Source organism: Rhodococcus sp. H-CA8f, from assembly GCF_002501585.1.
In the GTDB taxonomy this organism is placed as follows: Bacteria; Actinomycetota; Actinomycetes; order Mycobacteriales; family Mycobacteriaceae; genus Rhodococcus_F; species Rhodococcus_F erythropolis.
Genome location: NZ_CP023720.1, coordinates 3,871,723 through 3,893,234 on the forward strand (window position 1 = coordinate 3,871,723; position 21,512 = coordinate 3,893,234).

21 protein-coding genes are annotated in these 21,512 nt (G+C 62.6%); 10 read left to right on the forward strand and 11 right to left on the reverse strand.

Annotated elements, in window-relative coordinates; translation table 11 throughout:
• Positions 1-3: 3 nt before the first annotated feature.
• The 6 genes from smpB to prfB form a co-directional block, all read right to left on the reverse strand.
• Positions 4-477, reverse strand: coding sequence for an SsrA-binding protein SmpB (gene smpB, locus CPI83_RS18025; RefSeq protein WP_003942330.1), 474 nt, complete (start codon positions 475-477; stop codon positions 4-6).
• A gap of 76 nt (positions 478-553) precedes the next feature.
• Positions 554-1,459, reverse strand: coding sequence for a permease-like cell division protein FtsX (gene ftsX, locus CPI83_RS18030; RefSeq protein ID WP_003942367.1), 906 nt, complete (start codon positions 1,457-1,459; stop codon positions 554-556).
• Positions 1,460-1,540: 81 nt separating this feature from the next.
• Complete coding sequence (gene ftsE / locus CPI83_RS18035) at positions 1,541-2,230, reverse strand: cell division ATP-binding protein FtsE (protein WP_003942294.1); 690 nt, start codon at positions 2,228-2,230, stop codon at positions 1,541-1,543.
• Between the two features lie 62 nt (positions 2,231-2,292).
• Positions 2,293-2,778, reverse strand: coding sequence for a hypothetical protein (locus CPI83_RS18040; protein WP_021334337.1), 486 nt, complete (start codon positions 2,776-2,778; stop codon positions 2,293-2,295).
• Entirely contained in the window at positions 2,775-3,659 is an 885-nt protein-coding gene (locus CPI83_RS18045) for a mechanosensitive ion channel family protein (protein WP_019747849.1), read from the reverse strand. Before CPI83_RS18045 ends, CPI83_RS18040 begins: the two co-directional genes overlap by 4 nt.
• 22 nt (positions 3,660-3,681) lie before the next feature.
• A complete protein-coding gene (gene prfB / locus CPI83_RS18050; protein ID WP_003942364.1) occupies positions 3,682-4,788 on the reverse strand; it encodes a peptide chain release factor 2 in 1,107 nt (368 codons plus the stop codon).
• Positions 4,789-4,921: 133 nt separating this feature from the next.
• Between prfB and CPI83_RS18055 the strand changes: the two genes are divergently transcribed.
• The 3 genes from CPI83_RS18055 to CPI83_RS18065 all read left to right on the forward strand — a co-directional run bounded on the left by CPI83_RS18055 (position 4,922) and on the right by CPI83_RS18065 (position 7,888).
• Positions 4,922-5,416, forward strand: coding sequence for a carbonic anhydrase (locus CPI83_RS18055; protein WP_097387522.1), 495 nt, complete (start codon positions 4,922-4,924; stop codon positions 5,414-5,416).
• A gap of 19 nt (positions 5,417-5,435) precedes the next feature.
• On the forward strand, positions 5,436-6,218 hold the full coding sequence (gene hisN / locus CPI83_RS18060; protein WP_020969256.1) for a histidinol-phosphatase: 783 nt from the start codon (positions 5,436-5,438) through the stop codon (positions 6,216-6,218).
• 137 nt (positions 6,219-6,355) lie between these two features.
• Positions 6,356-7,888 carry a multicopper oxidase domain-containing protein gene (locus tag CPI83_RS18065; RefSeq protein ID WP_097387523.1) on the forward strand — a complete coding sequence of 511 codons (1,533 nt, stop codon included), beginning with the start codon at positions 6,356-6,358 and terminating at the stop codon, positions 7,886-7,888.
• On the opposite strand, the gene CPI83_RS18070 is transcribed toward CPI83_RS18065, so the two are convergent.
• A complete protein-coding gene (locus CPI83_RS18070) occupies positions 7,882-8,520 on the reverse strand; it encodes a response regulator transcription factor (protein WP_097387524.1) in 639 nt (212 codons plus the stop codon). The two genes, CPI83_RS18065 and CPI83_RS18070, sit on opposite strands and share 7 nt — an antisense overlap.
• Positions 8,517-9,662 (reverse strand): histidine kinase, encoded by a 1,146-nt coding sequence (locus tag CPI83_RS18075; protein WP_019747844.1) that lies wholly within the window; start codon positions 9,660-9,662, stop codon positions 8,517-8,519. The genes CPI83_RS18070 and CPI83_RS18075 overlap by 4 nt, the downstream gene beginning before the upstream one ends.
• A 103-nt stretch (positions 9,663-9,765) precedes the next feature.
• Between CPI83_RS18075 and CPI83_RS18080 the strand changes: the two genes are divergently transcribed.
• The 3 genes from CPI83_RS18080 to CPI83_RS18090 all read left to right on the forward strand — a co-directional run bounded on the left by CPI83_RS18080 (position 9,766) and on the right by CPI83_RS18090 (position 14,255).
• Entirely contained in the window at positions 9,766-11,214 is a 1,449-nt protein-coding gene (locus tag CPI83_RS18080) for an acyl-CoA dehydrogenase family protein (RefSeq protein WP_029255064.1), read from the forward strand.
• A 27-nt stretch (positions 11,215-11,241) separates the two neighbouring features.
• Positions 11,242-12,447 carry an acyl-CoA dehydrogenase family protein gene (locus CPI83_RS18085; protein WP_003942363.1) on the forward strand — a complete coding sequence of 402 codons (1,206 nt, stop codon included), beginning with the start codon at positions 11,242-11,244 and terminating at the stop codon, positions 12,445-12,447.
• Between the two features lie 173 nt (positions 12,448-12,620).
• Positions 12,621-14,255 carry an acyl-CoA synthetase gene (locus CPI83_RS18090; RefSeq protein WP_003942348.1) on the forward strand — a complete coding sequence of 545 codons (1,635 nt, stop codon included), beginning with the start codon at positions 12,621-12,623 and terminating at the stop codon, positions 14,253-14,255.
• Positions 14,256-14,261: 6 nt separating this feature from the next.
• Here the strand turns inward: CPI83_RS18090 and CPI83_RS18095 are convergent, their stop codons facing one another.
• The 3 genes from CPI83_RS18095 to CPI83_RS18105 are packed head-to-tail and all read right to left on the reverse strand — an operon-like array spanning position 14,262 to position 17,816.
• Positions 14,262-15,590 carry an amidohydrolase family protein gene (locus tag CPI83_RS18095; RefSeq protein ID WP_097388206.1) on the reverse strand — a complete coding sequence of 443 codons (1,329 nt, stop codon included), beginning with the start codon at positions 15,588-15,590 and terminating at the stop codon, positions 14,262-14,264.
• Positions 15,591-15,631: 41 nt separating this feature from the next.
• Complete coding sequence (locus CPI83_RS18100; protein ID WP_020907141.1) at positions 15,632-16,609, reverse strand: 2-oxoglutarate and iron-dependent oxygenase domain-containing protein; 978 nt, start codon at positions 16,607-16,609, stop codon at positions 15,632-15,634.
• A 16-nt stretch (positions 16,610-16,625) separates the two neighbouring features.
• Complete coding sequence (locus CPI83_RS18105; RefSeq protein ID WP_097388207.1) at positions 16,626-17,816, reverse strand: nitrate ABC transporter substrate-binding protein; 1,191 nt, start codon at positions 17,814-17,816, stop codon at positions 16,626-16,628.
• Between the two features lie 251 nt (positions 17,817-18,067).
• Between CPI83_RS18105 and CPI83_RS18110 the strand changes: the two genes are divergently transcribed.
• The 4 genes from CPI83_RS18110 to CPI83_RS18125 are packed head-to-tail and all read left to right on the forward strand — an operon-like array spanning position 18,068 to position 21,508.
• Complete coding sequence (locus CPI83_RS18110; RefSeq protein WP_019747838.1) at positions 18,068-18,850, forward strand: ABC transporter ATP-binding protein; 783 nt, start codon at positions 18,068-18,070, stop codon at positions 18,848-18,850.
• On the forward strand, positions 18,847-19,752 hold the full coding sequence (locus CPI83_RS18115; protein ID WP_020969249.1) for an ABC transporter permease: 906 nt from the start codon (positions 18,847-18,849) through the stop codon (positions 19,750-19,752). Before CPI83_RS18110 ends, CPI83_RS18115 begins: the two co-directional genes overlap by 4 nt.
• Positions 19,749-20,816: a 2-oxoglutarate and iron-dependent oxygenase domain-containing protein gene (locus CPI83_RS18120; protein ID WP_097387525.1), complete on the forward strand. Its 1,068-nt coding sequence runs from the start codon at positions 19,749-19,751 to the stop codon at positions 20,814-20,816. The genes CPI83_RS18115 and CPI83_RS18120 overlap by 4 nt, the downstream gene beginning before the upstream one ends.
• A 47-nt stretch (positions 20,817-20,863) precedes the next feature.
• The gene (locus tag CPI83_RS18125) at positions 20,864-21,508 is read left to right on the forward strand and encodes a GntR family transcriptional regulator (protein ID WP_020907137.1); all 645 of its coding nucleotides are present in this window, start codon (positions 20,864-20,866) and stop codon (positions 21,506-21,508) included.
• Positions 21,509-21,512: the final 4 nt, after the last annotated feature.

A 21,512-nucleotide genomic window follows, 5' to 3' on the forward strand; every position in this document is an offset into this window, starting at 1 on the left:
AGGTCAGCGCATGCCCTTGATACGACGACCGAGCTCGCGGGTCACCTCGCGCTCGGCGGTCCGCTTGGCCATGTCCTGGCGCTTGTCGTAGTCCTGCTTACCCTTTGCCAGCGCGAGTTCGACCTTGACCTTGCCGTCGTTGAAGTACATCGAGAGCGGAACCAGTGTCTGGTTTCCCTCGCGGGTCTTGCCGACGAGGTGCTCGATCTCACGCTTGTGCAGCAGGAGCTTTCGGGTGCGGCGCGGTGAGTGGTTGTTCCACGTGCCTTGCGTGTACTCCGGAATGTGCAACGAGCGCAACCACACTTCGCCGTTGTCCACGGTGGCGAACGCATCGACGAGCGACGCCTTGCCTTCACGCAGACTCTTGACCTCGGTCCCGACGAGCGCGATTCCGGCCTCGTAGGTGTCGATGATCGTGTAGTTGTGGCGTGCTTTGCGATTGGTCGCAATGACCTTGCGGCCCTTTTCCTTCACTGTCCGGGCCTCTCAGTCCGCTGTCTTGCTGTCGAATGGTTCTTGCTGTTCCAGCATAGAAGCTCGTGCAAACCGATTATTCGCGGACGTACAGACGCAGTGTCACGTACGCCGTCACCGCGGCCATTCCGACGCCGGCAAGCACGAGGATCGGCGAGACGAACAGCACGTCACTGTTGGAGATCCGCGCCACGATGTTGGCTTCGTAGACATCGGACAGGACCCCGTCGATGAAGACGTTCTTCGCCGTGAACAGTCCGGCAATGGCGAGCACCGCACCGATCAAGGCCGCCACGACGGCTTCGAGGAGGAACGGGAGCTGGGTGTACCACCGCGTCGCGCCGACCAACCGCATGATGTTGACCTCGGTACGACGCGTGAACGCGGCGATCTGGACCATGTTGGCGATCAGCAGGATGGCCGCGATCGCCTGGACGATCGCGATCGCGAACGCTGCGTTGCGCACGCCGCCGAGGACGCTGAACAGTCGGTCCACCAACTCGCGCTGATTGAGCACACTCTCGACGCCGGGCCTCGAACCGAAGGTGTCGTTGATGACACCGAATCGCTCCGGGTCACTGAGCTTGACCTTGAACGACGCCGGGAAGCTGTCCGGGCTCACCAGCGCTGCCAGCTCGGGCTGGTCCTTGAACACGCGCTCGGTGGCATCCTTCACGGCGTCTTCGCGGTTGAGGTACTGAACCGCGACGACGGACGGAGTCTGCTCGAGTTCCTTGCGCAACGAACTGCAGATCTCCTGCTCGCAACCAGGATCAGCCGAAGAGATGTCGTCGGTCAGGAAGATCTGCACCTCGACACGTTCGAGGAAGATCTGCTGGGTCTTGCCTGCCATCTGCACGACCAGCAGACCACCGCCGAAGAGACCGAGGGAGATTGCCGTCGTCAAGATCATGGCGATGGTCATCGTGATGTTGCGGCGTAGGCCGGTCAGGACTTCGCTGAAAATAAAGCTGGCGCGCATCGGGGAATCCGATTCCTTTTCGAGAGGCCGGTTGTTTCACGACAACCGGTGGGCGTACGGGACGTGTGGTCGTAGTCGGCGCTACCTGCCGACGCCGTACACACCCCGCGCTTCGTCTCTGGTCACCTTGCCGAGATCGAGTTCGATGACGCGTCGACGCATGGAGTCGACGATGTGGTGATCGTGGGTCGCCATCACGACGGTGGTGCCTGTGCGGTTGATCCGCTCGAGCAGCAACATGATGTCCTGGCTCGTTTCGGGGTCCAGGTTGCCGGTGGGCTCGTCGGCGAGCAGCACGAGCGGGCGGTTCACGAATGCGCGGGCGATGGCGACGCGCTGCTGCTCACCGCCGGAGAGTTCGGTGGGCAGTCGATCGGCTTTGCCGGCCAGACCGACCATGTCGAGAACCTCGGGCACAGTGCGCGCGATGACGTTGCGGGGCTTGCCGATGACTTCCAGCGCAAAGGCGACGTTCTCGGACACCGTCTTCTGCTGAAGCAGGCGGAAGTCCTGGAAAACACAACCCATGCTTTGGCGAAGCTTCGGCACGCGGCGGGCCGCCAACTTGTTGACGTGGAAATCCGCGACCTCGATGTCACCGGACGTGGGCGACTCCATCTTGAGCAGCAACCGCATGAACGTCGACTTGCCGGAGCCGGAGGGGCCGATGAGGAAGACGAACTCCCCCTTCTCCACCTCCACGCTGACTTTGTCGAGCGCCGGCCTGGTGGAGGCCTTGTAGGACTTCGACACATTCTTCATGCTGATCACAACTAGCCAGTCTAGCCGTTATCTAACGGTGACCTTGGCGCCACGCGCGAGCACCCTCGTCCTTATCCGGTACCGGTGGTCGCAGGTGACTGTGGCACCGACGTCGGTGCCTGCATTGCCGCGCCAGGTTGCGGGACGGTCGTCGTCGCAGGAGTCGTCGGCACTGTGGTCGCAGACTGTTCGGCGTTTCCCGGAGCAGGCGCTGGACCAGAAGTCGGCGTCGGAGAACCGGAGCTGCCCGTACTCGATTCCGAGGACGGAGCGTCGGAGGTGGTCGTCTGCTCGGTCGAGGACGGCACGGGGGTCGTCGTCGACGGTTGTTTGACCGAAGGCGCGACGTACGGCTCGGTCTGCGACGTGTCGACGCTCGGCGGCGGGTTTTCTGCCGTTTCTTCCGGATTGAGGTACGTGTGCAGCAGATACGTGAGGATCCAGGCGACCACGAGAATGAACGTCGAGGTGCGCATCCGGCCACCGAAGATCCGTGACGGAAGCCAGTCCAGGTGAATCAGGCGGTCGAGTCCGCGGCGCGGTTCCTGATCGGTCATTCGCTCGCCTCCTCGGTCCGTGCGGTGTGCAGATCCGGTGACACCGTGATCCCCTGACGTCGCAGTGCCGCGGCGACGCGGACACGAAGTGCTCGTCCGACCTGGAATTGTTTGCCAGGCAGCGTGCGCGCAACCATCCGCACGTTGACCTGATCGACCTCGAGGCTTTCGACGCCCATGACAGTGGGCTCGTCGAGCAGCAGTTTCTTGAGTCCACGGTCAGCCATCGCGTCGACTCCGACCTGACGAAGTACCTCGTTGACCCGGGTGAGGTCGGCAGTCGCCGGAACCGGAACGTCGATGACGGCGCGTGCCCAGTCCTTGGACAGGTTGGTCGCTTTCACGATCTGGCCGTTGGGAACGGTGATGACCTCGCCGTCGGAGTTTCGCATCCGCGTCACGCGCAGGGTCACGTCCTCGATGACACCTTCGGCGTCGTCGGAGGAGCCGGTGATCGCAAGCCGGACGGTGTCACCGAAGCCGTACTGGCGTTCGGTGATGATGAAGAAACCGGCAAGAATGTCCTGCACGACGCGCTGTGCACCGAAACCGAGCGCCGCACCGAGAACAGTTGCCGGCGCCACGAGACTGCCGATCGGCAAATTCAGTTGGTCGAGAACCTTCAGCGTCGCGATCACGTAGATGAACGTGATGACCACCCAGGTGATGACCTGCGCGACCGAGTGGCGATGCTTGGTCGCCTCGGAGCGAACCAGCGCATCGCCCAACTGATAGTTGGAGTCGATCTGGTCGGTGACCTTGTTGCCGCCCCAACTGACCAACCGGGCGAGAATCATCGCGCCGAGCACGGTCATGAGGACGGACAAACCGGTGGTTTGAAGCCAATCGAGCAGGTTCTGCCCAGGTCGAAGTAAAGTCATCGTGCCTTTCGGTATCCGAACGCTATGCGGACTGGTTCTCGCTCATGCGCCAGCGGATGCCGGCCTCGAGGAACCCGTCGATGTCGCCGTCGAGCACTGCCGACGGGTTGTTGACCTCGTACTCGGTACGCAGGTCCTTGACCATCTGGTACGGATGCAGAACGTAGGAACGCATCTGGTTGCCCCACGAGCTGCCGCTGTCGCCCTTGAGCGCATCCATCTCGGCGCGCTCTTCCTGACGCTTGACCGCGAGCAGCTTGGCCTGCAGGACGCGCATCGCCGACACCTTGTTCTGGAGCTGCGACTTCTCGTTCTGACAGGTGACGACGATTCCCGTCGGGATGTGTGTGAGTCGAACGGCGGAGTCAGTGGTGTTCACGGACTGACCACCCGGACCGGACGAGCGGTAGACGTCGACGCGGATGTCGTTCTCGTTGATCTCGATGTGGTCGGTCGTCTCGACGACCGGCAGGACCTCGACCTCGGCGAACGACGTCTGGCGACGCCCCTGGTTGTCGAACGGGCTGATTCGGACGAGCCGGTGGGTGCCCATCTCGACGGACAGCGTTCCGTAGGTGTACGGGCCCTTGATCGCGAACGTCGCGCTCTTGAGTCCGGCTTCTTCGGCGTACGACGTGTCGTAGACCTCGACGCCGTAGTCGTGCTTCTCTGCCCAGCGGATGTACATACGCATGAGCATCTCGGCCCAGTCTGCGGCGTCGATTCCGCCGGCGCCGGAGCGGATGTTGATGAGTGCGTCGCGCTCGTCGTACTCGCCCGACAGCATGGTCTTGACTTCCATCGCCGCGATGTCGTCACGCAGGCTCGCCCGCTCGGCGTCGGCATCTGCCACCGCGTCGGGGCCTTCGTCTTCTGCCAGTTCGTAGAGGATCGGCATCTCGTCGAGCCGCTCGCGCAGTGCAACGATGCGGCGAAGCTCCGCCTGGGCGTGGGAGAGCTGGCTGGTGACCTGCTGGGCGTGTTCCTGGTCGTTCCACAGACCGGGGTCGGCCGCCTGGTGCTCGAGCTCGTCGATGCGTCGGCGCAGCTCCTCGACGTCCACAACCGATTCGCAGGTGCGAAGGGTGGTGTCGAGGGCGTTCAGGTCTGCAATTACGTCGGGATGCACGGTTCTCAAGGCTACCGGGTGCCGACCTGGGCTCTGCTGTGCGTCACCCTGTCCGCTCCCCCGTGCGTCACCTATTGGGATCACCGCGACTGGAAGCCTTGCCAACCAGGGTCCGAGGGAACCTACTGGAGTGATGACTGTCACCGACGAATACCTGCAGAACAACGCCGCCTACGCCGAGCAGTTCACCGGTCCGCTCCCCCTCCCACCCAGCAAGCACGTTGCCGTTCTCGCCTGCATGGACGCCCGCATCGACGTCTATCGGGTGCTGGGGATCCAGGAAGGTGAATCGCACGTCATCCGCAATGCGGGTGGAGTCGTCACCGACGACGAGATCCGATCCCTCGCCATCAGCCAGCGTCTGCTGGGAACTACCGAGATCATCCTCATCCACCACACCGACTGCGGAATGCTGACGTTCACCGACGACGACTTCAAGCGATCCATCCAGGACGAGATCGGCATCAAACCCAACTGGGCTGCCGAATCGTTCCCCGACATCGACGAGGACGTCCGTCAGTCGTTGAAGCGCATCGAGAACAGTCCGTTCGTCACCGCGACGACCTCCCTACGCGGATTCGTCTTCGACGTCGCCACCGGAAAGCTGAACGAAGTCTTCCCCGTTTGAGCCGGTAGGTTGTGTATCCGTGACCGATCGCGCATCCGACCTCGCACTCGCCCTCCGTATCGCCGACGAGGCTGACGCGATCACTCGCGCCCGCTTCGGTGCGCTCGATCTTCGAGTCGACGACAAGCCGGACCTCACCCCTGTCTCCGACGCCGACCTCGCTGTCGAGCGTGCAGTGCGCGCGACACTCGGTGAGCACCGACCGGAGGATTCCGTACTGGGCGAAGAATTCGGCGGCGACGCAGTCTTCGAGGGCAGGCAGTGGGTGGTCGACCCCATCGACGGGACCAAGAACTTCGTCCGCAACGTACCGGTGTGGGCCACGCTGATCAGCTTGCTCGAGGACGGCGTCCCCGTTATCGGCGTCGTGAGCGCACCCGCCCTGAATCGGCGATGGTGGGCTGCAACAGGTTTGGGCGCACATACGTCTTTCGGAGACGGTGACGCTCGGGCGATCCAGGTATCCGCCGTCGATCGCAGCGAATCGGCGAGCCTGAGCTTCTCGAGCCTCTCGGGGTGGAAGGACCGCGGAATTCGCGATCAGTTCGTCGAACTCACCGACCACGTATGGCGCGTGCGCGGTTACGGGGACTTCTTCTCCTACTGCCTCGTGGCCGAAGGCGCCGTCGACATTGCTGCCGAACCCGAGGTTTCCCTGTGGGATCTGGCAGCGCTCGACGTATTGGTCCGTGAGGCCGGCGGCGCGTTCACCGATCTGGACGGCGGCGCAGGTCCGCACGGCGGCAGCGCGGTCGCCACCAACGGACTGCTGCACGAAGACGTTCTGGCCCGCCTGCGGTAACCACCCGGGTACCAGAACATCCCACCCGCCGCAAGGGTCCGAGGGAGGAGTTCCGACCGGCCCGTCGGCAGGATTCGGCCCGACATCTCGGCCCGTTGACTGGAAGTAGTTGATCACGCACTACTTCCAGGAGAACGATGAACCGGATTTCCAGGCGCACGATTCTGTTCGGTCTGGCCGCAGCGCCCCTCGGGCTCGCGGTGGGCTGCGGCGCCGACCCGGCAGCGAAGAGCGCCACGTTGGCGGTGGCCGGAACTTCGCGTCCGCTACCGATTCCGCCGCTTGCCGAATCCACCGTCGACGACGCTGGTGTTCGCCACTTCACACTTCGTGCCGGTGCCGGGACCACCGAGATCGTCGCGGGAAAACTCACCGACACTTGGGGTTTCAACGGATCCATTCTGGGGCCGACCGTCCGCGCCGAACGCGGAGAATCTGTCGCATTCACGATCGACAACACACTGGCAGAGCCTACGACCGTCCATTGGCACGGCATGCATCTGCCCGCCAGATACGACGGTGGCCCGCACCAGACCATCGAAGCCGGCGGACGCTGGGAACCGGCGTGGACGATCGGTCAGCCGGCGTCGACGCTGTGGTATCACCCACACCCGCACGGATCCACCGAACGGCACGTGCAGCGCGGTCTTGCCGGACTGTTCCTGATCGACGATGCCGACACCCGGGCGTTGGACATCCCCAAAACCTATGGTGTCGACGATGTTCCGCTGATAATCCAGGATCGTCGATTCCTCGCCGACGGCAGCTTCGACGAATCAGATCCGACCGACATCGGCCTGCTCGGCGACACGATCGTCACCAACGGCATCTCCGACGCCTACCTCGACGTCGCCACCGGGGTCGTCCGGTTGCGCATCCTGAACGGCTCTTCCGGCCGTCTCTACAACCTGGGGTTCCCCGACGACCGCACGTTCGATCTGATTGCCACCGACGGCGGACTGCTCGAATCACCGATTGCGATCAAGCGGATTCAGCTCAGCCCCGGCGAACGAGCCGAGATCGTGGTTCGCGTCGACCCCGGTGCGACGACCACACTGGTGTCGTTCCCGATCGAGGACGGCGGTGGCGTGAGTTCCTCCGACGCCGAGAACTTCGGCATGAACGACCGCTTCGACATCATCGAGCTGCGGGGGGTTGCCAGCCGCGCGTCACGGTCGACTCTCCCGGCGCAGTTGGCCGCACTGCCGCGTCTCGATCCGTCGAAGGCAAGCGTTTCCCGAACCTTCGATCTGCAGTGGTACATGATCAACGGGCAACGAATGGACATGAACCGCATCGACTTCGAGGCGGAGGTCGGCGCGACCGAGGTGTGGACGATCACCAACAAGGACAACTGGCCACACAATTTCCATGTCCACGACGTACAGTTCCAGATCCTCGACGTCGACGGTCGCACTCCCCCGCCGCACTTGCGCGGACTCAAGGACACCGTCTACACACCGCCGGGCAGCAGGGTTCGCGTCGCACTGCAGTGGTCCGAGTACACCGATCCCACGTTCCCGTACATGTTCCACTGCCACCTGCTGATGCACGAGGACCAAGGGATGATGGGCCAATTCCTCGTCCTCGAACCGGGACAGAAGGCGGCTCCGATGCAGATGGACATGCCGATGGACATGCCGATGCCTGGTTCGCACTCCGGTCACTGAAAGTTCTGCAAGTAGTACACAGCGAGGCGAACCCGATTGTCGCAACCGGTCTTCGACATCAGGTTCGCCACGTGCGTCTTCACCGTGGTCACACCCAGATGCAGCGTGTCCGCGATCTCCTGATTGCTCTTCCCTTCTGCCACCAGTGCGAGGACCTGCGATTCGCGATCGGTCAGCGGAACGCTCTCTGTCACCGCAGTGTCTGCGATACCACCGATCACCGCTCGATCCACAACGCGGCGGAGAAGTTCCGGAGTGAACACCATCTCGCCCTCGGCGATCCGCCGAATGGCACCGAGCAGCTCGGCGGGTTCGGTGTCCTTGACGAAGAACCCCGAAGCCCCCGCGGCGAGTGCGGGATACAGATGATCGTCGTCGTCGAAGGTGGTCAACACGAGAATGCGCGCTCGTCGACCGGCCTTGACGATCTGCTGCGTGGCACCGATCCCGTCCAGCCCGGGCATTCTCAAGTCCATCAGAATCACGTCGGGATCCAATTCGGCAGCGAGTGCCACCGCCTCGACGCCGTTCGACGCCTCACCGGCCACGGCCATGTCCTCGGCTGCCGCGCACAGCATCCGCAAACCGGCGCGCACCAGTCGCTGGTCGTCGACGATCAGCACGCTGATCACGAGACACCGCCCGAGACAACCAGTGGAATACTCACGTGCACTTCCCATTTCCCGTCACTGTTCGTGCCGGCGGTCATCTCGCCGCCGACCAACTCCGCGCGCTCCTGCATTCCCACCAGGCCATGACCTGCATTCCGGGGCGATCCTTCGACGTCGTTGACAACCCTGACATGCACCCGGTTGTCATCGCGACCGACCGAGACCGATACCAGCCCCTTCTTGTCGCCATGCTTCATGACGTTGGTCAGTGATTCCTGAATCACCCGCAACAACGTCAGCCTCCCGATTGCATCGAGATCGGCTGCGCCTGACTCGACATTCTCCTGGGTATCGAAGACCGACTGCACCTCGAAACCCGCCGCACGCACACGATCTATCGCCGCCCCGATTTCCGCGTCTACGGCATCCGGCTCGACCAGAGCGACCTCACCGAGCGAAGGATCACGAAGTGCGACCAGAAGCCGACGGATATCGGCCAACGCATCCGACGCCGTCGCACGCACATCCGCGAGGACCTCACGCACGGCCTCGTCCTGGGGCGCCAAGACATGTTGAGCCACGCCGATTCTCAGGACGATCGATGCCATGTGGTGTGCAACCAGGTCGTGCAGTTCGCGGGCGAGCGCACTGCGCTCCGCAGCGCGGGTCTGCGCAAGATTGTTCGCGGCCAATTCACGCTGCGAGCGCAGATACAGTCCGAGCAGCAGTGGCAACCCCACGTACGCAAGCACTTTCACAGCCGTGGTGACAGAGAAGAATGCTTCGTGAGATTCGAACCAGATCCCCGCGAGCACCGAACCGCACCATCCTGCTGCCGATACGGCAACCATTTCTCTGCGCTCGGCCCGCATCGTGACGTCGACGACGGCGACAGCCCCGAGATACGGAACAAGTTCGGACAGCCCCCAGGCGTCGGCGACGAACATCGGAACCGCGAGCGCCGAGATGGCCAGGGACGCGAAGACCGGCCATCGACGGCCGGCGACGAAGGCGAGCGCCGACAGCATCGACAGTATCCAGTAGGTGACGGGAACTCGATACTCCCCCGGATACGTGCTGGCGATCAACAGGCACGGGACCACCACCAACGGCGCGTAGCGCATATATCGCTGTATCCGATCTGGCACCTCTGTCCGGCTCACCCCTCGAGCCTATGACGCGCATCATTTCGCGGTTTCTCGACAACAGACCTTACTGATGAGTAAGATAAAAATCGTCCAACGCCCCAACACCGAGAAACAGCTGGTGATCATGACCAAGCAAGACAGTGTTGCCCCCGACAAGAGCGCTCAGCGCAGCGAATCGGGCGCGCAGCGCGGCGGCGCCAAGGGTGCGCCCCGCGACACGTCCGCCGTCGGCCTGAACCCGATCAAACGCGACGCCATGGGCGCAGCCATGCGTGTGCTTACCAAGATCACCGGTTCGGAACTGGCCGAGAAGTTCAATCTGCGTCAGACCATCGATCGCGTGACCTACGAGGGCACCAAGACGGGCTTCAAAACCCTGGGTGCCGCCACTCGAGGATTCCAGAAGGTTTCGGGCAACGGTGCACCCAAGCGCCTGCCCGACAACCCGAGCAAGAACGCCGACTACTTCGATCTCACCCCGGACGACGACCAGAAGATGATCGTCGAGACGGTGCGTGAGTTCGCGGCCGAAATCCTGCGTCCCGCGGCCTACGACGCCGACGGCGCAGCTCAGGCCCCCGCCGATCTCTCCAAGCGCGCGGCCGAGCTCGGTATCACGCTGATCAACGTTCCCGAAGAACTCGACGGAGCAGCCGCCGATCGCGGCGCAGTCACCAATTCTCTTGTTGCCGAGGCACTTGCGCACGGGGACATGGGACTTGCACTTCCGATCCTCGCACCGAGCGGTGTTGCAGTTGCACTGACGCAGTGGGGCACCGACGCGCAGCAGAAGACCTACCTTCCGGCCTTCACCGGCGAGCAGGTCCCCGGCGCAGCAGTGGTGGTCAACGAACCACGCGCACTGTTCGATCCGTTTGCCCTGCAGACCAAGGCAGTGCGCTCCCCCAGCGGCTACAAGCTCAACGGCGTCAAGAGCTTGGTGCCCGCCGCGGCTACGTCCGAACTCTTCGTCATCGCCGCAGAACTCGACGGCAAGCCGTCCTTCTTCATCGTCGAATCCGACACCAAGGGACTCGTCGTCGAAGCAGATCCCAGCATGGGTCTGCGCGCCGCCGGCCTGGGTCGCCTGATCCTCACCGACGTCGCTGTGTCGGAGTCCGCACTGCTCGGCGACGGTGACGCCGAGCAGCGCAAGGCCGAATACGCCGACGCGATTCGCCTGGCTCGCCTCGGTTGGGCGTCCATGGCCGTCGGCACCAGCCAGGCAGTTCTCGACTACGTGATTCCGTACGTCAACGAGCGCGAAGCGTTCGGCGAGCCGATCAGCCACCGCCAGGCGGTTGCCTTCATGGTCGCCAACATCGGCATCGAACTCGACGGACTGCGTCTGGTCACGCTTCGCGGCGCTTCACGCGCCGAGCAAGGCTTGTCCTTCGCTCGCGAATCCGCTCTGGCCCGGAAGCTGGCTTCCGAGAAGGGCATGCAGATCGGCCTCGACGGTGTGCAACTCCTCGGTGGACACGGGTTCACCAAGGAACACCCGGTCGAGCGCTGGTACCGCGACCTCCGTGCCATCGGCGTTGCCGAGGGCATCGTCCTCATCTGACGCCGCTGAACTTCCAGGAGAACCACGATGATCAACCTCGAACTTCCCAAGAAGCTCAAAGCATCAGCGAACCAGGCACATCAGGTCGCGGCGCAGATCTTCCGACCCATTTCGCGTAAGTACGATCTCGCTGAGCACGAGTACCCCGTCGAGCTCGACACCATGGCCGCCATGGTCGAAGGCCTCTCCGATTCCGGTGGAGACATCGGCGGTGCCAGCGGCGGACGGTCCGACGCGAGCGCCAAGGGTGGCAACGCCAACGGCGGCAACATGTCTGCGCTCCTCAACTCGCTCGAAACATCTTGGGGCGACGTCGGACTCATGCTCTCGATCCCCTACCAGGGGCTCGGCAACGCCGCGATCGCCGCAGTGTCCACCGACGAACAGCTCGAACGTTTCGGCAAGGTGTGGGCCTCGATGGCCATCACCGAACCGAGCTTCGGTTCCGACTCCGCCGCAGTGACCACCACCGCCGTTCTCGACGGCGACGAGTGGGTTCTCAACGGCGAGAAGATCTTCGTCACCGCCGGTGAGCGTTCGACGCACATCGTCGTGTGGGCGTCGGTCGACAAGTCGAAGGGCCGAGCGGCCATCAAGTCGTTCGTCGTTCCGCGTGACGCACCGGGCCTGAGCGTTGCTCGCCTCGAGCACAAGCTGGGCATCAAGGCATCCGACACCGCAGTACTCCTGCTCCAGGATTGCCGCATTCCCGCGGACAACATTCTCGGCAGCCCGGAGGTCAACGTCGAGCAGGGCTTTGCCGGCGTCATGCAGACGTTCGACAACACCCGGCCCCTCGTTGCAGCCATGGCCGTCGGCGTCGGACGCGCGGCTCTCGAAGAACTGCGCGGCATCCTGACCGAAGCCGGTGTCGAGATCTCCTACGACACACCGGTCTACAACCAGCATGCAGCTGCAGCCGAGTTCATCCGTTTGGAAGCCGACTGGGAGGCCGCGTACCTGCTGTCTCTGCGCGCGGCGTGGATGGCGGACAACAAGAAGCCGAACTCGCTCGAAGCGTCCATGTCCAAGGCGAAGGCCGGCCGCACCGGCACCGACGTGACGCTCAAGGCAGTCGAGTTGGCCGGAACTTACGGCTACTCGCAGCGCCCGTTGCTCGAGAAGTGGGGCCGCGACTCGAAGATTCTCGACATCTTCGAGGGCACCCAGCAGATCCAGCAGCTGATCGTCGCACGCCGCCTGCTCGGAAAGTCGTCCGCCGAACTGAAGTGACGGTCGAATTGAAGTGACGGTCGCACAGACCCGATCCCGAAACACTCCGCCCCGCCACCTTTCGAGGTGGCGGGGCGGACTGCTCGGTCGCCATCGTGAAACTTCACCACCGAAACCTGATTGCCCATTAGTGTGTAATCAGTCCTACAACGACGCTCGGAAGAGGTTCACGTATGCCCGGATTGGTCACCAAGGTCACTGACACCATCGGCGCGGCGGGGGTCATGTTCCGAGCCGGACTCGTCCCGTTCCCTCGCCTCGATCGCGGGCTCAAATCCATTGCAGCCGTGGACAAGTACGGACCCTTTGCCGGGCCGGTCCATGCACACGCCGAGAACGGCTACGACGCGGTGGCGATCATCGACGAGCGCGGACCCATCACCTATGCCGAGCTAGAGCGTCAGAGCAACGCGTTGGTCCGGGCGTGGCAGGCCGACGGCATCACGTCCGACTCCGTCATGGGTGCGATGTGCCGTAACCATCGAGGCTTGGTCCTGACCATGCTGGCGGCAGCGAAGAACGGAACAAAGCTCGTTCTCATGAACACAGGTTTCGCACGGCCCCAACTCGTGGACGTCGCCGCGCGTGAGAAGGTGGTCGCCTTCGTCTACGACGACGAGTTCGCGGACATCGCCGATGCCTTGCCGGACGACGTCGTCGTCTATCGTTCCTGGCCAGAGGGCACGGCCGCGGACGGTTCCACGGCAGCTACTCTCGACGAGGCCATCGCCGGACGCACCACGTCGTCGGTGCCGGCACCCGAGAAGAACGGTGGCTTCGTCCTCCTCACCAGCGGCACAACGGGAACTCCCAAGGGTGCGCCGCGTGGCCACACCTCCCCTCTCGCGTCGGCGCAGTTCCTCGACCGCGTGCCGTTGCGCCGCGGACAGACCATGATGATGGCGGCCCCTGCCTTCCACGGAACCGGCGTCTCGCAGTTCGCTCTCGCGTTGGCGCTCGGCCAGACCGTCGTCATGCATCGAAAGTTCGACCCGGAGAACACGATCAAACTTGTCGCACAATACAAGTGCGACAGTCTGGTCGTGGTCCCGACGATGCTCACTCGCATCATCGACCTCGGTCCCGACGTGCTGTCCAAGTACGACACGTCGAACCTGAAGATCATCTTCTCGGCAGGTTCGTCACTCTCACCCGACCTGTGCAAGCGAGTCACGGCCTCGTTCGGCTACGTCCTCTACAACCTGTACGGATCCACCGAGGTCGCGGTGGCAACAGTCGCGACTCCCGAGGATCTGACCATTGCGCCGGGAACCGCGGGCCGCGCGCCGGTGACCTGTCACGTCGAACTGTTCGACGAGAACAACAAGAAGATCACCACCCCACACACGATCGGCAGAATCTTCGTCGCCAGCGGGCTGAGCTTCGAGGGATACACCGACGGGCGTGACAAGGAACGTATCGACGGACTTCTCTCGACCGGCGACGTCGGACACTTCGACGCCAACGGCCTCCTCTTCGTCGACGGCCGCGACGACGACATGATCGTCTCCGGTGGCGAGAACGTCTACCCGCTCGAAGTCGAGAACCTGCTCGCCGATCGCGAGGACGTCTTGGAAGCGGCAGTCATCGGAGTCGAGGACGCCGACTTCGGGCACCGCCTGCGAGCGTTTGTCGTCGTCGCCCACGGCGCCGACCAGAACTCCGACGAGCTGAAGGATCACGTCCGGTCGAATCTCGCGCGCTACAAGGTTCCCCGCGAGATCGTCTTCATCGACGAACTTCCCCGCAACGCCACCGGAAAGCTGTTGCGCCGCGTCCTGATCGAGATGGAGATCAGCGAAGACTGAGCACAGTCACAAAGCGCTGAGCGTCCGGATCAATTCCGCCTCGTCGACGCGAGTGGAGTGCCCGTCGCGGAGCACGACCTCGCCCGCAACCAACACCGTGTCCACGATCTGACGACTGCCCGTCGTGAGAATGGACGCGCCCGGATCTCGCACCGGGAGGCAACCGAAGTCGCGTTCGAACCGAATCATGGTGAGGTCGGCGGGATCGCCCACGGAGATCCCGCCAGACCTGGCCGGCAGACCGAGTGCTGCGTTTGCACCGCCGGATGCGATGTCGATCATGGCTTCGAAGCCGAACAGGTCGGCGCGGCCGCGCGCGGCTCGCTGCACGTAGGCGCCGGTGCGCAGCGTCTCGAGCATGTCCTGAGTGTCGTTGCTGGCTGCGCCGTCCACACCCAACCCCACCCCGATCCCCGCGTCGAGGAAACTCGGGACGGGCGCGATTCCGCTACCGAGGCGCATGTTGCTGACGGGGTTGTACGACACTCCGACGCCGCGCTCCGCCAGCACCTTCTGACCACGGTCGTCGAGTTCGACGCAGTGGACCGCCAGCACCCGGTCCCACAAGAACCCATGGGAATCGAGGTAGTCGACCGCGTTCATGCCCGCGTGTTCGGTACACATCGTGTTGTCGGTCTGCGTCTCGAGCAGGTGAATCGAGACCGTGAGGTCGCGAGCCTGCGCGAACTCACGCACTTCCGACATCCCGTCCGGGGTCAGCGAACGTGGGTTGGGTACCGCGACTGCCACGTCAATGCGGGAACCGGCGACGTCGCGCATCATCTGATCCGTATGTGCGAGAACATCTCCGAGTGGTTGCATGAGCCGCGGATCGAAGCCCCACTTCCTCGTCTTGTCCGCCCGGTCTGCGGTTCCGCGTCCCAGCACCGCACGAATCCCGGTGTCGTGCAACGCCCGGATCACAGCGTCGTGAACCTCGCTGGACGGGTGCGGCCACATGTGTTCGACCAGGGTCGTCGTACCGCTGCGCAATGCCTCCAGCGAGGCTGCGACAGTGGCCGTGTATGCGCGCTCCGGCGTGATCTGAACCGACTCTTCTGCGACCGCGAGTAGCCATTCGAGAAGCGGTGTCCCTTCGGCGATCCCACGCATCAGTGACTGCTGAAGGTGCGTATGGGTGTTGACGAACCCAGGGATCAGATACGCCCCCGATCCGTCCACACTTCCAGGTGTGGCGGTGCCGGTCGACTTCTCGATCGATTCGACCACCCCATTCGAGACGACGACGTCGCGGCCGGTCAGCCATTGCCCGCCGCTGTACAACGTCACGTCCCGGATGATCGCGTCGGTCATGTTCTTGGGCGCGGTAGTCATCGCCAGTTCTCCTGAAAAGTGTGTGACGGAAGGGATACGGATCAACGCGCGAAGTTCGCGCGTACTCGCTGGTCGATGTAGTCCTCGGCAGTGATCGGCGGGTACTTGCCCGCCGGCCCCTCGATGGTCACGTCGCGGTTCGCCTGAGCGAAGAACGCGAGGCTGTAGCGGGCTCCCCGATAATCGGTGACTCCGGGACTCTTGACTCGATGAAAATTCGACGGCAGGACATCATCACTCCATCTCATCAGCATGTCGCCGATGTTGCAGGTGATCGCTTCCTCGGCCGGCACCACCGACGTCCATTCCTGGGTGTCCATCTCCTTGCCCGGGCACAGTTGCAACCCGCCCTGACCGTCACGCTGGAAAAGCAATGTCAGGCAATCGAAATCGGTGTGCGCTCCGGCACGCCACATCCCTTCGACATCTGCGTCGGCGGCAAGGGGGAAGTAGTGGAGTAGTCGCAGTGTGCTCTGGTAGGTGGCCACCGACGGGTCATGTGCCCTGGTGAAGAAGTCTCGTTCGAATCCCAGCTTCTCGGCGAAGCACGACAACAGGTCCATCGCAATGCCCCAGCACTTGGCTTCGAAGTCCAGGATCGTTTCGCGGAATCCACCCAATTCGTCTGCAGTGGGCCACAGATCACCCATATGCGGGCGGGTCACCTGGTAGGACTCTTTCTGATCAGGTGTTCCGATGGACGGACGCACCTGCGTCATGCTCTCCCAGCCGGAGTTGAAACCCTTCTTGAGCGGGTACTGCGCTTTCACCTCAGTGGGCAGTGCAAAGAATCGCTCGGCCGCCGCGAAAGCCTCGCGGACCTGGTCCAGATCGATTCCGTGATTGACGATTTGGAAGAATCCGATGTCGGTCGCTGCCGACCACAACTCCTCGGCGATCTCGCTGCGCCGGTTCTCGAAATCCGAGAGATCGATTCTTCGGACCTCGCGGTCGGTGGTCTCCGTGCCCAGGCCACCCATGCGGGTCTCGCGGTTGAGTTCTGTCATGTCGTACGTCATTTTGCTGTGAGCTCCTTCAGCGGATTCCGATGGACCGATCGGTGAATTTGTCGGTGTAGATCTCTTCAGCAGTCAATGACTGCGGTATCGCCGCACCCCCGGCGTTGAGAATGGGCTTCAGTTCTTCGACGGTGTGAGCGACTCGCGTCATGTCGAACGTGCCGACGGATCCGTCTGCCTCGTTCGCGATCAGGCCTTTCTCTTTCAGGAGCTGGGCACTGAACGCTGCTTCACCCTCGGTGTAGGGAGAGAACGACACGTCCTGCGAGACGACGTCGACAATGGCAGCATTCGCCGCATCCGGCGCAGTGATGTAGTCCGCGGTGGCCTGCTGAATGATCGGAACCAGCTTGCTCAAACACGGCGAGAGTGTCTCGACCTTGTCGGCACGAACGGAAACATTGGACGCGTAGATGTCGAAACCCGAATCTTTCAGCAGGTCATAGGAAACCGGCTTGTCCCACGCCGGCGTCTCCTTCTCGTACGTGTACGGTTCCGAATTCGCGAATCCTTGCTGAGCGATGGTCGGGTCACCGACAAATCGCGAGGGAGCTCCGTCGTAGCTCGTGTCGAGCTGAGACTGCTTCAGTAGTCCTTTCGCCACGAGCCACTGCGGAAAGAGTTGCTCCTTGGAAACGACGACACTCGCGTCGGACTTGCCGATATCGGCAACACTCGTCCAGTCCGGATGAGACTCTTTGTCCCACATGAGGATTGCCGGGCTGTATTTGAGCAATGGCGTGACGGCCACAACGGGCTGACTTGCCGCTGCCGCGATCACCTGATCCCCGTGCACCAAGCCGAGAGTGATGGAATCGTCGACGTACATCTGGGAGCTGACGGATTGGAACCCGATTGCCGGTCCCCCGGCCCGCAAGGTCAGGTCGACTCCGGTGTCCTTCCCTCCGGCGACAAGAGTCCCACTGACGGACTTGTCGTCGGTGTCGACCGAATAGCCGGGACCGAGCATCTCGAAGAGCGCTCCCATATCCGACTGTGGCTGCCATTGGAGTTGAACCACAACGTTTTCCGGACAGAGACCCGCAAGGTTCTGCGCCTCGGCAGCTGGTTCGAGAGATTCGGCTTTCGCCGTCTCAGCCTCACTGGAACTGCACGCAGTCAATCCGATGGCTGCACAGATGGCCAGTGCCGCGCCCGCCGCTCCCACACTTCTGCGATTGGGATGCACCTTGCGATTTGAATACACAGCGTCTCCTTCGTGAAAACAATTGGGATGTGGGCGAACCAAGAAGGGCGATCCGATGAGCACACTCTGCAGCACGTGGATTACATGCAATCGCCTCGTTGTTTCCATCAGGTAACGCGCGCCAGGATTCTCGCTTCACCTGCAATGTCACCTCACATTTACATTCAGCAATCTAGGCGACATACATGCAATTCAAGATAGTTCCTACATATTGAAGAACTTTTGCATGCATTACCGAACCGGAGGCTCAGATGGAACTCGCGAACACGATGCAGGATGCCGACGCTCGCAAGCTCACCGCGCCGATGCAGATGGTCTTTTCCGATGTCGTCAAGAAGTTCGATACCGGCACTGTCGCGCTGGACGGCATCGATCTGGACGTGGAGCGAGGAGACTTCGTCGCCGTGGTCGGACCCTCCGGCTGTGGCAAGTCGACTTTGTTGCGCATGGCGGCCGGCCTCGAGCGACCGACCAGTGGTGCGGTTGCCCTCGACACCGAATCAGTTGGCTTCATCTTCCAGGAGCCGACTCTCCTCCCCTGGCGAACCGTGCAGGCCAACGTCGAATTATCGGCCGAACTCGGTGGCGGCGACAAAGCAGCGCGAAAGTTGCGCGCCGACGAGGCAATCCGCGCAGTCGGCCTTGCGGACTTTGCGAAACAACTGCCCAATGCGTTGTCAGGCGGAATGAAGATGCGTGTCTCGTTGGCGCGTGCGCTCACCCTCGCACCCGCTGTGATGCTGCTCGACGAACCTTTTGGTGCGCTCGACGAGATGACACGACTGGAGATGCAGGTAGAGCTCCAAAGGCTCTACACCGACAAAGGGTTCACCTCGATGTTCATCACGCACTCGGTATCCGAGGCCGTGTACCTCGCAAACAAGGTGGTCGTCATGACCGCCAGGCCTGGACGAATACATTCGGTCGTGGACATCGATTTCCCGTACCCGCGTAGCCCGGAACTGCGCTACGACGCCCGATACACCGAACACGTCGCCGAGATCTCGGCCAGCCTCCATGGGAGCTCACGATGACCGAAGTCCTTGCAGTACAACAGGGCACCACCGTACGCAATACCGCCGTTCGTACTGATTCTGCGACCACGGCGCAAGCACAGGCACAGTCCGGACGGCCCTCTCGAATGAGAGCGCTCGGCACCTTCCTGCTCTATCCGCTGCTCTCACTTGCCGGCGCGGTCGCAGCGTGGTCGATCGTCAGCTACCTCGTTCTCTCCCCGGAACGTCGATTTCTCCTTCCGCCGCCGAGTCAAGTACTGACGAAGTCGCTACTCGACTGGAAACACCTCTCTCCCATGCTCGAAGCCCTCGCAGTGACGGCACAGGTTGCGCTGGTCGGCTTCGTCGTCGCGGTGGCAGTCGGCGTCGGAACCGGCGTGCTGATGAGCCAGGCCAAGTGGATCGAGCGGATCGTCTATCCATATGCCGTTGTGCTGCAGGTCATTCCCATCCTCGCCATCGTCCCCCTCATCGGGCTCTGGTTCGGCTACGGCATGACCGCGCGCACCCTGGTTTGCGTTCTCATCGCGGCCTTCCCGATCATCACCAACACACACTTCGGGTTGCAATCGGTCGATCGCGGACTGCACGAACTCTTCACCCTCGGCCGCGCCTCGCGTTGGGATCGACTGGTGAAACTCGAACTGCGAGCGGCAATGCCGGCCATTCTCACCGGCATCCGCACCGCCTCCGGCCTTGTTGTCGTCGGTGCCATCATCGGCGACATGTTCTTCGCCAAAGGACAACCCGGGATCGGGACCCTGCTCGACGTCTACCGAAGCCGCCTTCAGTCCGAGGATCTGATCGCCGCGATCGTGATCGCGTCGGTGTTCGGCGTCCTCGTCTTCTCTGCCTTTGGATTCCTCTCACGTGTGCTCGTCGGTAAGTGGCACACGTCCGGCCGCAAGGACTTTAAATGACCCACGAAATTCCCGCCTTCGAAATCCCTACGATCGATATCAGCCCGTACCTCCGCGGCGAGGCAGCTGCAAACGCCACCAACAGCACTGCCTGTGCGGAAGTGGCAGCTCAACTCGATCGCGCGTGCCGGGAGGTCGGATTCATACAGATTGTCGGACACAGCATTCCACGATCGGCGACCGACGGACTGGCCGACGCTCTCGACGAGTTCTTTGCTCTCCCATTGACGGTGAAGAACAACTATCGCCGTCCCTCGTCCGAGAACCGTGGCTACTCGCCACCGAAGTCGGAATCACTCAGCATGAGCCTGGGCGTCGCCGCTGCGAACCAGATGAACGATTTCTACGAAGCAATAGTCGTGGGCACGCAGGTGAGCGACTATCCGGGCGTCGACCTACCCGAGTCCAGCTACGCCGCCAACACTTGGCCCGAGGCCGCGCCCGGATTCCGACCGGCAATCGAAGAGTATTTCCGTCATGCCCAGGGCTTGGCACGAATCCTGATGTGCGCCTTTACCGACGCCCTCGGATTGCAGCCCGAGTACTTCGATTCGATGCTCGACCATTCGATCGACGCGATGAAGATGAACAACTACGCACTGCCTGAGGGCGAGATCCGCATCTCCGGCGACATGACGGGAATGGGCGCTCACACCGACTTCGGAATCTTGACCATCCTGTGGGCAGATCAAGTTCCGGGCCTTCAAGTTCTGAGTACCGATGGCATATGGCACGACGTCCAACCTGCCGACGGCGCACTCTTGATCAACCTCGGCGACGCGATGGCACGATGGACGAACGACCGATGGCGCTCGACAGTGCACCGAGTCGACCCACCTATCGTCGATGGTCAGATCATCCGACGTCGCTCTGCCGCATTCTTTTTCGACGGAAACTACGACGCCGTCATCGAAGCACTGCCAGGGACTCTCGAACCGGGCGAGGTGGGATACCCGCCGATCACGATCGCCGAGAACATCGCGGCCAAAGTGGCCGGACTGAAAGGCGCGACGGCGCCCGACGTCGACAGTCGCAGCGCTGACCGGGTGCGCGCCGCCGGATAGCGCTCCCGGGTACCGTCGATATCGTGCAGGATCGAAGTGAGGACAAGATGACCACCACCGAACGAGCTTTGCTCACCGAGTCCGTGCACGAGACGCTTCGCGAACTGATCTTTTCGGGAGAGCTGGCGCCGGGGACACCACTGAGTGTTCCCGCGCTGGCGAGCAAGCTCAATGTCAGTCGAACGCCGGTCCGCGAGGCCGTGCAGCAGTTGATCTACGAGGGCATCGCGGTCCACACCCGAAATGCGGGTGCAAAAGTCGATTCGCTGGACGCAGAGTCTCTGCGCGCGGTCTTCGAGGTGCGTGAGGTACTCGACGGTCTCGCGGCGTTCAACGCGACGGCCAATGCCACGCATGAAACCGTGTCACAGCTGAACAAGATGGTGCAGGTGCAACGCGAACTTCTCGAGAGCCCGCCGGATCAGCGTCGCGATTCGACGCTGGACCTCGAGTTCCACACCTTGATTCGTGAGACTGCATGCAATCACCCGCTCAGTGAAGCCCTACATCGTCTCGACGGACAGTCACATCTCTACCGTTCGGACATGTGGAGCCTCGAGCTCAATCGGCGGATCGCCGTCACCGAGCACGCTCGTATAGTCGCGGCCATCGAATCGGGTGACGCCTTGGGGGCCAGAACTGCCGCGAGCGCACACGTAGCCGGGCTACTCGTCCGAACAACCCGGACCTGAAGCT

Bases quoted from the DNA above. Each gene is read 5' to 3' on its own strand.
- CPI83_RS18085 (WP_003942363.1), top strand. From the start codon at position 11,242: ATGATCAACCTCGAACTTCCCAAGAAGCTCAAAGCATCAGCGAACCAG.
- ftsX (WP_003942367.1), bottom strand. From the start codon at position 1,459: ATGCGCGCCAGCTTTATTTTCAGCGAAGTCCTGACCGGCCTACGCCGC.
- CPI83_RS18055 (WP_097387522.1), top strand. From the start codon at position 4,922: ATGACTGTCACCGACGAATACCTGCAGAACAACGCCGCCTACGCCGAG.
- CPI83_RS18100 (WP_020907141.1), bottom strand. From the start codon at position 16,609: ATGACGTACGACATGACAGAACTCAACCGCGAGACCCGCATGGGTGGC.
- CPI83_RS18040 (WP_021334337.1), bottom strand. From the start codon at position 2,778: ATGACCGATCAGGAACCGCGCCGCGGACTCGACCGCCTGATTCACCTG.
- CPI83_RS18125 (WP_020907137.1), top strand. From the start codon at position 20,864: ATGACCACCACCGAACGAGCTTTGCTCACCGAGTCCGTGCACGAGACG.
- CPI83_RS18095 (WP_097388206.1), bottom strand. From the start codon at position 15,590: ATGACTACCGCGCCCAAGAACATGACCGACGCGATCATCCGGGACGTG.
- CPI83_RS18115 (WP_020969249.1), top strand. From the start codon at position 18,847: ATGACCGAAGTCCTTGCAGTACAACAGGGCACCACCGTACGCAATACC.
- CPI83_RS18110 (WP_019747838.1), top strand. From the start codon at position 18,068: ATGGAACTCGCGAACACGATGCAGGATGCCGACGCTCGCAAGCTCACC.
- CPI83_RS18045 (WP_019747849.1), bottom strand. From the start codon at position 3,659: ATGACTTTACTTCGACCTGGGCAGAACCTGCTCGATTGGCTTCAAACC.
- CPI83_RS18065 (WP_097387523.1), top strand. From the start codon at position 6,356: ATGAACCGGATTTCCAGGCGCACGATTCTGTTCGGTCTGGCCGCAGCG.
- CPI83_RS18120 (WP_097387525.1), top strand. From the start codon at position 19,749: ATGACCCACGAAATTCCCGCCTTCGAAATCCCTACGATCGATATCAGC.
- CPI83_RS18090 (WP_003942348.1), top strand. From the start codon at position 12,621: ATGCCCGGATTGGTCACCAAGGTCACTGACACCATCGGCGCGGCGGGG.